The 12696-nt window shown below is 34.1% G+C and carries 5 protein-coding genes; 1 reads left to right on the forward strand and 4 read right to left on the reverse strand.

Annotated features, from left to right (window positions below):
- Positions 1-45: 45 nt before the first annotated feature.
- Positions 46-7881, reverse strand: coding sequence for a condensation domain-containing protein (locus IJI93_RS08010; RefSeq protein WP_292821968.1), 7836 nt, complete (start codon positions 7879-7881; stop codon positions 46-48).
- 243 nt (positions 7882-8124) lie between these two features.
- On the opposite strand from IJI93_RS08010, the gene IJI93_RS08015 reads away from it, so the two are divergent.
- Positions 8125-9498 (forward strand): MFS transporter, encoded by a 1374-nt coding sequence (locus tag IJI93_RS08015; protein WP_292821970.1) that lies wholly within the window; start codon positions 8125-8127, stop codon positions 9496-9498.
- Positions 9499-9522: 24 nt separating this feature from the next.
- Here the strand turns inward: IJI93_RS08015 and IJI93_RS08020 are convergent, their stop codons facing one another.
- The 3 genes from IJI93_RS08020 to IJI93_RS08030 all read right to left on the reverse strand — a co-directional run bounded on the left by IJI93_RS08020 (position 9523) and on the right by IJI93_RS08030 (position 12598).
- Positions 9523-10797 carry an ATP-grasp domain-containing protein gene (locus IJI93_RS08020; protein ID WP_292821972.1) on the reverse strand — a complete coding sequence of 425 codons (1275 nt, stop codon included), beginning with the start codon at positions 10795-10797 and terminating at the stop codon, positions 9523-9525.
- A gap of 103 nt (positions 10798-10900) precedes the next feature.
- Positions 10901-11710 (reverse strand): PfkB family carbohydrate kinase, encoded by an 810-nt coding sequence (locus tag IJI93_RS08025; protein ID WP_292821974.1) that lies wholly within the window; start codon positions 11708-11710, stop codon positions 10901-10903.
- Positions 11711-11728: 18 nt separating this feature from the next.
- Positions 11729-12598 carry a cation diffusion facilitator family transporter gene (locus IJI93_RS08030; RefSeq protein WP_292821976.1) on the reverse strand — a complete coding sequence of 290 codons (870 nt, stop codon included), beginning with the start codon at positions 12596-12598 and terminating at the stop codon, positions 11729-11731.
- Positions 12599-12696 lie beyond the last annotated feature (98 nt).

Consider the following 12696-nt stretch of genomic DNA (forward strand, 5'->3'; position numbering starts at 1 on the left):
ATAAAATCATCAAATGATAAAAAGTTTACTTCCCCATCGGTAAAATCAATCCCCAGTGAATTTCTTAATTTCAGGAACTATGATTTTCAGTGCTTCTGTAGAAAACATATTGTTATGTTCTGCAGGAACCCCAACAACAGAAAATTTATCTTCATCGAAGTAATCTTCAAATCCGCCTGCCTTTTTAGAAAATACATAATCAAACAATTTAGCTGCAGTTTCACTGAGTTCGCCTTCAGGTCTTCTGTTTCCCCTGAAGTAAATTGTTTCACCATCATAAAACTTGAGTTTATAGCTTAACCATATCTTTACGGAGAGATTTGCATGGAATACCATATATTCCATATCCTCATCCTTAGGAGTCAATGCTCCTTCCTTTTGATATTTACGTGCATATAATATTTGATCTTGAATGACCAATTCCTGCAATTGTTCATCTTCAATATAATGCGCATCAAATATTATCAGCTTTTCAACCTTTTCGTTTTGTTGCTTAAGCTGCTGGGCTATCTCAAGTGCAATTGCACCTCCAAAGCAAAGACCACCTATATAATACGGACCTTCGGGCTGAATGCTCTTTATGATTTTTATGTATTTTGATGCGAACTCATCAATGCTTGTAAGTGGATTTTCCTTGTGGTTTATGTTATACGGTTCGATTACTGAAAATGAATAATCATCCTTTAACTGCTCAGCAATATAATAAAAGAACTCGCTTCCATAGTTTGCAGAGTGAATGAAGAACAGATTTTTCTTATCAGGATGATTTGAAAATATCTTAATATCATCCTTATAATCATTTTCATCACATGATGTGGCAATTTCATCCAGAGTCTTTAAAAATTCATTTGCAAAATCCCTCATATCCTCTCTTGTAAATCTTTCGCAATCATATTCCAAATTAAAATGGGTTTCACGACTAAGTGAATATCCATTCATTGCTATATCAGTACCGTAATTATTTTCAACTGCAATAATCTCTTCCATATGTGGATTATATTTAGCAACAAACATTTCACCTGTTTTGAGCTTATTCATTTCACCCAGATAATTGAAGGTAAATAATGGAAGTTCCTTGGTTTCAATACCCATCAGAGGAGGGTAACCGAATCCATCCTGTGGAATCCTGTCCAAAATCTCGGAAACATCATCAATTATCTGTGTAATTTCACTGCACCCTGATTCAAGAACTACCGGATAACAATTGGTAAACCAGCCAACTGTCCTGTCAATTAAAATATCCTCATCAAAATCATGACGTCCATGACCCTCCATTCTAACGGAAAGTTTATCATCACCCATGACACTATTCCATGCCTTTAAAACAGCAGATAAAAATATTCCGTTAATGGAAGAATTATAGTTTTTAGGAGCATTGTTCAGCAGCAGGGAACTTTTATCCTTTGAAAATCTTAACAGCAATTTCTCACGCTTTCTTATATCTGAATTAATTTCTGTATGCTTTATTTTCATCATGGAATCTAACGTATCTGTCCAATAAGGTTTTTCCTTTAATAGCTCTTCATCACTGCGATATCTATTAATGGCCAGTGCATAATCCTGATACGAACTGGTTTTGTTAGGTAATTTTATCTCCTTATTGTTAAGCAGTTGTGCATAGGCAAGATTCAAGTCTTCAACGATTATTCTCCATGAAACGCCATCAACAAGCAGGTGATGAATGACAATCAATAAATAGTCCACACCATTTTCACAAAATATTGCCAATTTAATCAGAGGCCCATCGAAAATATTTATTTCACTATTAATCCTTATTGATTCACTTCTGTAATCCGTGGAGTCACATTTTTCTATTGTAAAATATTCTTCATCATTTATCGGCCTGACGAATAGCTTTTCATCCTTAACTTTTGCCCTCAGCAAATCATGATGGTTTAAAACAGTCAACATTGCTTTTTTAAGAATATTCTCATCAATCTTTTGTGATGATTCAAAAAACAAAGCCTGATTGAAATAAGAAGGATTTTTGAAGTTTGAATCAAAGAAATGCTGAACTATAGGAGTTGTATCGACAAAACCTTCAAAGGCATCCTGAGATACCTTATTGATTGACAGTTTAAACTGTGCATTTTCAGCTATCCTTTTAACAGATTGATTGTCTAAAACATCCTTAACGTTTATATTGATGTTGGACTCTCTTAATTTAACTATCAGCATCATTACGCTGATTGAGTCCCCGCCCAATGAGGAAAACTCTTCATTACGGCCAATCGGTCTGGAAATACCTAAAACTTCTGAAAATCCATTGGCTATTGCATGTTCAAAATAGGATTGTGGAGCTTCATAATCCCTGTCGCTTTCAATGTTTATTTGAGGAAGCCTTTTTCGGTCTACCTTGCCGTTAATGTTTAATGGAATTTTATCAAGACTAATCACATGTGACGGTACCATATACTGCGGTTTTTTAGATGAAACGTAATCCTGAACAGACTCTTTTAGATTGATGACCGGGCGGGATGGAACAACATATACGACAAGTTCATTGTTAAACCCGTTTTTGACCGTTTGGACTGTAACATCATCTACATAATCAATTTCACGAATGATAACTTCAAGTTCTGAGAGTTCCACACGGTTTCCTCTGATTTTTACCTGATTGTCACGGCGCCCCATAATTGCAAATGATCCATCGCGCAGTACCTTTGCCATATCTCCAGTACGATACATCACATTATAATCATCACTGCCATCAAATGGATTGTCAACAAATGATTCAATATTCTTTTCAACATTGTTGATATAACCCCTAGATATCTGATGGCCTGCAAGATACAACTCGCCAATAGCCCCAACGGGTATGCGCCTTAACTCCTCATCCAAAATATATGCCTTTGTGTTATAGACCAGATTACCTACTGAGGAATAATCCATCTTATCGGAATTATTGCATGATGCAACAAAAACAAAGGCCTCAGTCGGACCATAAATATCAATTAAATCATAATTTTCGGGACTTTCAAATTCGCCCAATTTTTCACCGCCGACAACCAGAACGTTTAAGGAAGTCTTTTCAATACTTTGCATAAAGAGCTTACCGACCTGAGTTGTGATGAATGTTTGGGTAACACCCTGATTCATGTAATATTCATTCAATTTAAACACGTTTAAACGGATGTCACTTGGAACTACAGACAGTGCCGCGCCAGCATAGATTGTGGATAAAATCGCATGGGACCCTGCATCAAAACCTATGGATGCATACATTCCAAAAACATCATGGTTAGAGAGATTATATGTATCAGCATAATACGCCGAAATATTCAGAGATGATTTTCTTGTCACTTCAACACCTTTAGGAAGGCCAGTACTTCCGCTTGTGTATAAAATACATGCCAACTCTCCGCCGACAACATCAAGATGATTTAATATTCCCCTTTCTGATGAAATGTCAGATATGTTTACAATGCGATTATTCGGATATAAATTTAAAGCGCGCTCATAAGTCTCATCACTTGCTAGTATCACATCAGAACCTGTGTCCTTTACCATGAATTTCAAACGTTCATCAGGCAGATTATCATCCAGAGGAACGTAAACTCCCCCCATAGACATTATAGCCAGAATACAGAACATATATAATTGTGAACGTTCAACCAAAAATCCTACATTATCCTGCGGACAAACACCCAGTTCAACCAACCGTTTAGCTATTTTATCTGCAATATATGCTCCTTCCGCATAACTATAGCTAACATCGTTATATGATACCAGTTTGCTGTTCGGATATTTTGAGAGATTGTCATTGAAAGCATCAAGAATATCCTCATATCCGATTGCATGTTCCGTATGATTGATATCATCCAGAATTTCCAAATCAGATTCTTTGATATAACTGATTTCGGATAAATTTCTAACACTAAACATTTCCTTTAAAATTAATTTAAAGGAATCGGCAAACTGTTTTACGAATTCATCTGAGAACCTGCTTGAATGGAAAATCTTAATTCCCATCTTATTGATGTCAATGTTGAATATGTAGAATACAATATCCCCAAAGGCATCGTGTGTTAATCCCTCAATTTTATAGTCAAATTTATCGCAGAATTCATTGTAAAAAAGATCAGGAGCATATTGGAATACTATATTTGAATTTAAATCGAAATCATTAACAAGATGGTGGAAAGGATAACCATCATATTTCATGAGTGAATTGATTAAACTTGAAGAATACTCAAGAAAAGAACTTACATCCTGATTTGCACAGTCCATCAGTACCGGGAGATTTTTAGCATACATCCCTACCGAATCTGATAAATCAATATGGCCTCTGCCGTCTTCAACAATGTTAAATAGAACTTTTGTAGAACATGCAAACTTTGATAAGGCATATCCGAAAACAGATGCGAAGAACTGATTGTGAGTTATGAGATGGCTTTTTAAAAATGATGTCAGATGCTCATCATCGATATCAAATGTATCTGTGTAAATTGATTCTTCACCATCTAAAGAGGGCAATAGATCATGAACCTCATCTCTACTGGCCAACATGCCATGCAGGAAATCTTCAGCATCATTTATATAATCCTGACTGATGGTCTCTTCAAATGAAACCTGTCTTAAAATTCCATTATCGACAAATTCGGTTTCATTACCATTCAGAATAGAATTCAGCTGCTCCAAGAAGATATTCAATGATGTACCATCAAAAATCAAATGATGGAAATCACAGCATAAATAATTAGACGAATCATCTTCCACTATCAAAAACCTGGACAGGCATTTATCCAGTTCAAAAGGCCTGACAAAAGAATCAATATCACTTAGAAATCCTTCAGTGATTTCTATTTCAGCATCGAAAACGCATTTAGGCAAATCCCCTTCATCAACTACAACACGGGATTTGAAGATAGGATATACTTCAATCAACTTACTAATAGCCTTTTTAAACTCATCTGAGGAATATTCTTTCTTGAATTTAATCATGAATGAATTGTTATATGCAGTGCCAACATCCTTAACCATTTCATCAAGAAATATATTTAACTGGGAACCAGATAAAGGGCATCCTCCATCGAAAGCGTAATTTATTTCTTCACCGGCAATATGATGATTCAAGTTGAATTTGATGAAATTTCCAATATTTGAAGGTGTGGAAAGCTCAATAATCTGATTTGAAGATAAACTTACATCCAATTTTTCTTTCATTTCTAGCTGGAGTTTCATTGCAACCAATGAATTGCCCCCAAGAGATACAAAATCATCATCCAGGAAAACGGAAGGTGTATTTAAAACCTTTTTAAATGAATCCAAAACAGATTTAAGGATTTCATCATCAATATGTGAACTGGAAGTTTCTCTAGAAATACTTTTCAATGCAAATTTGTCTATTTTTCCATTGACATTTAATGGTATCGAATCCAATTCAACGAAAAGTGAAGGAATCATATATCCTGGCAATTCACTTTTCAGTGCTTCCCTTACATTCTCAATATCCACATCATCATTTGTTGTATAGTATGCTGTGAGATTCTCATTGTCGACGTCCAGACAAACCTGTGAGATTGCATCATAACCGTTCATTATTCTAAGTATTTCATCAGATTCTATCCTAAAACCCCTGACAGATAACTGATCATCATTACGCCCTATAATTTCAATGTTACCGTCGAAATTATAATAACCGACATCTCCTGTGTGATATAATATCTTATTATCCTCACAGTCTGCATATGGATTGTCGACATACCTTTGCCTTGTCATTTCAGGATTGTTGATATAACCAAGACTCAGATTGTCTGTTGAAATGCAGATTTCACCGGCAACACCAACAGGCACCTCCATAGAGTTTTCATCCAGAATATAAATCCATGTATTGTCAAGAGGCTTTCCAATTGAAAAGTCGCCCTCTTTTAAATTACAAACATGAGCAGTTGCTTTTATTTCTGTTGAACCGTATGCGTTGCATAATGTCTTATTGGTTTTTATGCTAGCCAGCTGATTCATTTTTGAACCTGCAGAAATAAGATAGTCTATCTGTATATTTTCATTCTCCAAAATAGGTTTTATTAAAACCGCCGGAAGAATTATGAAATGAAGAGGACAGTCCTCAAGAGCCTTTATGAACAGTAAAAAGTCCTCCCTTTCCTGTTCATTGAAAATTCTGGTAGAATTACCAAAATACAATGCCCAGAATATCCAATATACTCCTACAAAACTAAAGCTTGAATAACACCCAATTGTGTCACAATCCCCCTGAGAGAAAATAATATGAGTATGAACATTGGCCATTCCACACAGCTGCTTGTTTGGAACCATTACACCTTTAGGAAGTCCTGTTGTACCTGAGGTAAACATGATAGCAAATAAATCATCAGCACCCCCATTTATTTCCACTTCAACATCCAAATCATATTTCAAATCTTCAATGCATATCTTATTTATATCCAAGTCCAAATCCTGTGCCATCTCTTTTGTGGTTATTATATGCCTTGCCTGAGAGACATTTATCATCTGCTCAATACGTTTAGCGGGGTATTGTGTATCGATTGGAATTACTGTAGCTCCAATTTTATTTAAAGCCAAAACCATCTCCGGAAAATGATAATTCCTTTTAAGCATCAGGCCTACAGGAAAACCGAAATCAATACCATAATTATCATGCAAATCATGTGCAATTGAATTGGTGGACTTTTCCAATTCACCATATGTTATCTTGTTTATACCGTCATCAATTGCAAGTTTTTCAGGATTATTTTTTGCATTTTCACGAAACATGTAGGCAAGAGTCTTATCCTTGTCATATTCCTTCCTTTTTCCTTTGCAAAACTTTGATATTAACTGCTTTTCATCATCTGAGAGAATATCTATCTCTCTGCAAAGTTTATTAGGTGATGAGATAATATTATCAATTAATGATTGGATATTAGCAGCCATATGCTCAATATACACATCCAAAAATAAATCGGTATTGTAAATAAGTTCAATATAGTCATCAAATAGGTTTAAAGTCAATGCAGAATTTTTTCCGTTTAAAACATGGATATCCTCAAATCCAGTAAAGTCATGAATGTAATAGCCTGTTAAATTTTCATTAATATAATAATCGATGTCGACTTTAGTATGTTCCTCTAAACTGTCAAAAACACATCCAACATCATTTAAATAATCAGTGAATGATTTTTCCCCATCATATTTGATGTTTAATAATATATTTTTATCAAATGGTCCAATCTGATTTTCATTGCTTGGTTTGATTGTTTTTAAAAGACATCCTCCAGTTCTGTCAATTCTGGACAAATATAATGAAAACAATGCCAATATGAACCTGAATTTAGAAACATCATAATCATTTAAGAAGTTGGAAACCGATTCGTTTTCAAGAGGAATTTTTATTTTTCCATAGCTATCTGATTCAATATTGTAATATCTGACATAATTTCCAATATCTGACAGGCAATTATTCCAATAAGCCAAATCCTTTTCAAAATCAGAGGAGTTCAAATAGTTATCAACATAATCATAATACGGAAGGACAGCATTTTTTAAGGGGTTTTCATCAAATCCATTGAATAAATCATGAAATGCATTTATGGAGGAATAATCGAATATTGATGAGTGAATATTTGCCAAAACTGTTAATTTATCGTTATTTTTTAAAACAAGAAATCTATATAACGAAACATCAACAATATTTTCAAAAGTAAAATCAAAAAAGGAATCCTTTATTAATCTAATGTTTTCACCAGATTCACCGCTAACATCTTCCATGATGTAAATCTTATCATCATCCGTTGAATACGGCCTTAAATTTTCATCAAACCGGATATTTAATCTATTTCCGATTTTATCGAAGATTGCATCCAATTGATATTTATCCAAATAACTGCTATCAAATTCAAATTTAATTTCGTAACCTTCCATAAAAATGCCCCATCAAGCAATAAACAAAAATTTATTCAATATTTGATATATTAAAATTAAGATATAAACATTTCCAACTCAACAACATACTTACAATCAAATGCCCATTTTTCAATCCCCTGAATCATACAATAACTTACCCAAACAATCTAAACATTACATGATTGCCCTGGATTGAAACTATAATTATTTAAAAGACAATGACAATAGATAATATTAAATTATTTAAAAGAATGTGTTTTTATGGAAAAGCTAGAAAAATATATCTTATTGGTCTCTTTTATCACATCATTTTCCACATTATTCCTGCTAAATGCTACTGCACTTGCAATGCCCAGCATAGGTAATGAATATATGATGAACAACGTAACCCAGAATTGGGCTTTGACAATGGTATCTATCTTTATTTCTGCATCTACTATTCCAGCAGGTCAGATTTGCAGTAAATACGGATGTAAAAAGGTATTCGTTATTGGATGTTTAATATTCCTTGTTGGTTTAATCATTTCCTGCATTTCCATTTCTCCGGAGATGTTTGTATTATCCAGAGCAATACAGGGTATTGGTTATGCTTTATATCTTGTTGCTGAAACAGCCATTATTGTCTTGGCAATCGATAAGAAAAATCGTGGAAAATCATTGGGTATGGTTATTGTAGGTTCCTACCTCGGATGCATCACATCACCATTGCTTGGAGGCTATTTGATTAATAACTTCGGATGGAGATCAGTATTTTATATGATAATCCCATTAGTGATATTCTGTGGTGCAGTAACACTTTTAAAAGTTAAAAAAGAGTGGATTACCAATAAAGATGACAAAATGGATATTGTTGGCGGTTCACTATATGTAATTGGAATAATCTTATTTGTATATGGATTTTCCGATTTGCTTTCAATAACTGGAGGAATATCCGCCATATTAGGTATTGTAATCCTCATAATTTTCGGAATATATGAATACAGAATAAAGCTTCCAGTATTCAAAATCAAGTTATTTAAAAATAAGATATTTGCCGCATACAATCTAACCGGATTCTTCTGCTTTTTTGCAATTGCAGTGTTTGACGTGATATTCAACTATTATTTCCAGTATGCAAAAGGATGGGATCCTCAACTTACAGGACTTATACTTATTGTTCCACCAATCATATTGGCAATAATTTCACCTAACTCCGGAAGGCTTTCAGATAAGATCCATCCACAGAAACTTTCCACAATAGGATTGGGAGTAATATTGGTTCCGCTTATTGGCTTGATTTTTTTAGACGTGACTACTTCAGTATATGCAGTCATAATCGCAATGGCTCTGATTGCTGTGGGAACAGGATTGTTCTCCGTTCCAAATACAAATGCTGTTATGAGTTCTGTTCCTGAAGAACATGCACCTTACGCATCCGCAACACAAATTACATTAAGGTCTTGCGGACAGACAATGAGTTTGAGTCTTTTGACTCTCATATGTGCATTTGTCATGGGCACTTTACCTCTATCCAGAGAATATGCCGGACTATTTGTTGATTCCTTAAATATTATTGCCATTATTTGTACTGTTTTATGTATTATAGCAATCGCATTTTCAATATGGGGAATTAAGTTATCAACACACAACAGTTAAATAGGGTTTTAAAAACCCTTTAAACTATTTTTTTATTTCCAATATTTTATCGAATTCCTCTTTTTCAATTCTTTTTATTGTATTCAAATCATCCAACAGTTTGTTTCTGTCCTTATTTACCAAATGAATTATGCCCCCAATTGTGGACAAATCTACAGTTTTTGGATAAATTCTATTCTCACCAAGAGGTATGGTGGATATGACAGATTCCAAATCATTAAAAACAGTATCTAAATTTGATTTGATTACAAAACATTCCTCAGGTACAATCAAATCCTTTCCCATATACATCTGGTCAATAATTACGGGCTTATCTATTTTTTCAAAGAATGCATCACAACCCAAATATGCTTCAAGAGCCGCACCTGCATGATGTTCGCCCCAAATTTTATCTTCAACGAAATATAACTGTACACGGCCGTTTACCCTGCAGTTTACTTCCATAAGGACAGGGCCTTTATCATCAACCTTATATTCTATATGAACTGCTCCATATTCAATTCCTATGGCTGATATTACCTTTTTGTGATACTCTATGATTTTTTTAAAATCAGAATCATTCTCATCAACCGCCAATGCATGGTCATATATAGGAGCTCCTCCTTCAGATTTAATTTTATCGTATCGATATCCTGCAACAATCCTGTTTACACCGTTGCATGAAACCGAATCAAGAGCATACTCCCTGCCGCCGATGTATTCCTGAATAATAATTTCATCATCATCTGAAGACATTTCCTCATTAAGCTTTATCGCATCCCTTATCTCATCATCATTTCTGCAAATACAAACGCCGACTGAAGCCCTTCCGATGCTGGGCTTTATAACAACTTGAGAAGAACCAATTTCAGACATGAATTCCTTAGCTTCTTCAAAAGATTTAATTGGTCTGCTTCTGATATATCTTAAGTTTGCATTTTTAAGAGACTCCTGCATACACCTTTTACTCATCATCTTGTCTAGAAGATTCGGATTATTGCCCGGCAATCCCAACTCATAAGACATTTTGTTTGCCCAGGGAATACCCAAATCAGATGCAGGAATTATCAATAGAGGATTAAGTTCCCTTATCATTTCTAATGTTTTTTCATAGCTTTCATCAGCCATAAGTATATCTGGGAACTCATCACAAACCAAAGAGTAGTTGAAATCATGCAAAAATCTTTGATGGTCCCTTTCTTCCTCATCTTCATGATACAGCTCTACACATACCGGATTATATCCCATCTCCATTATATCATGAATGTAATTGACACCTGAAGAAATCGCTTCTATTACTACTATATTTTCCTTTTTCATTTTATTACATCCAGAAACTTACTTTAAAAGTTATTATCATGATAAATTGATTAACTTGTGTTAATATATAAAATAAAAATAAATAAATTTAACTGCCTTTAGCTCAATAATGCCCAAGGCATTTCAATTTTTCGGCCGCTACTTTTGAAGCAAACCGCCCCGATTTTTCAATAGAGGTATCTATTATCCTTTTAGAGATATAAGCTGCCATGTAGGTGTCTCCGCAACCTGTTGTGTCAACTACATCATCACACTTTACAGCATCAATTTTGACTTCACCATCTGAAACAATCCTAGACCCATGACTTCCATTGGTTATGACCATCTCATCTACATCAAAGCCATCGCCAATGATGCTTTTTTCAAACTCATCCAAAAATATTGAATTAACGCCTTCCAATATTTGACTTAACTTATCAAAGTATGTTAATTTTAACTCATGCATTCCATTTACTTCAACATCAGGAACTCTAAGAAATCCCTGTATAGAAATGAAGATCGGAACATCAAAACTTTTCAAATAATCAATTGTCTCAAAGGGAAAATCATATCTGTTGAGCGGATTTAAAACAAAGCCGTCAATTTCATCAGGCAAAATATTTTCCAAGTCGCTTTTTAAAATTGGAATGTCTGCAAAATTACTTGATTGCTTGCGTATGTCTCGATTGTCTTCAAACGGATATCTGTTTTCAAAATAATGAGTATCATCCTTTAAAACTACTTTCACCTTATCCGAATTTGGAAAATCATTAACCAATTCAGAATCAGAACAGTTTACTATAGCCAAATAATCTTTATAAAACTTTTCAAAAACAAATGATTGATAATAGGTTGCCCCACCTACTTTTTGATACTTTTGCTCGCCAATGATTACCAAATCCTTTGTAACCGGTCCGATAACAACCAATGTCATAATTTCCCCATTTAAATTTCAGTCAAACTCGATTGTAATGTCAACAACATGATATTTGTTTGAAATGCTATAAATCTCTTTTTTAATTTCGTCAACATTTTTTCCAAAATCAACATTTACCTTCAATGTCATTACAGAGTCAATTCCATCGAGTGACCATATGTGAAAATCATCGATAGCATTTACACCCTCAATTGCCAAAATTTGTGTTTTGAAATCATCAACATCAAAATAATTTGGTGTCTTTTGAAGCAAAACTTCAATAGACTTATATAAATTCCTTCCCAAGTTGAATATCAGCCATAATGCAATACCAATTGATACGAAAGGATCCAAGTATTGCGCACCATCCCAAAACATCAAAACCAAGCTTAATACCAATATTGCTATCCATTCAAAGACATCACCTAGTTGATGAATTAAAATTGCCTTTTCGTTGAAAGTTTCACCACCATGAAGACGATGAACAGAAATTGACTTGAAAATAATCCCAACAATTGCAACAATCAACATTCCACCTGCATCAACACCTTCGGGGGCAAATAATCTCGGAATGGCTTCTTTAATAATTATTAATGCAATAATGATTACAAAAATGGAAATGATAACTGCTCCGAGGATGGAAAATCTCTGATACCCATAGGAATATTTATCACTGGAGTCTTTTTGAGCTACCTTTTCCAATGCCCAGGCCAGAGCTATTGAAATGGTATCCGACAGGTCATGGATACAATCGGCAAGTATTGCCATACTGTTTGTTGCAAGACCTCCAATTATGACCAATATGTTAAAAGTTAAATTCATGAAAAAAACAAATGCTAAGTTTTCCCCTGCTTTCTTGTGATGATGATGAGTATCTTTATGGAATGATGCGACTCTTTTACCCATAGTAATATATTATTAATGTTTTTTGTTAAAAATAGTTTTTTATCCAGATAAATTTTGTTCGTAAATATTGAAACGAACAAATTTTTTATTAAAAAAAA

The organism is Methanobrevibacter sp. (assembly GCF_017431965.1).
In the GTDB taxonomy this organism is placed as follows: Archaea; Methanobacteriota; Methanobacteria; order Methanobacteriales; family Methanobacteriaceae; genus Methanocatella.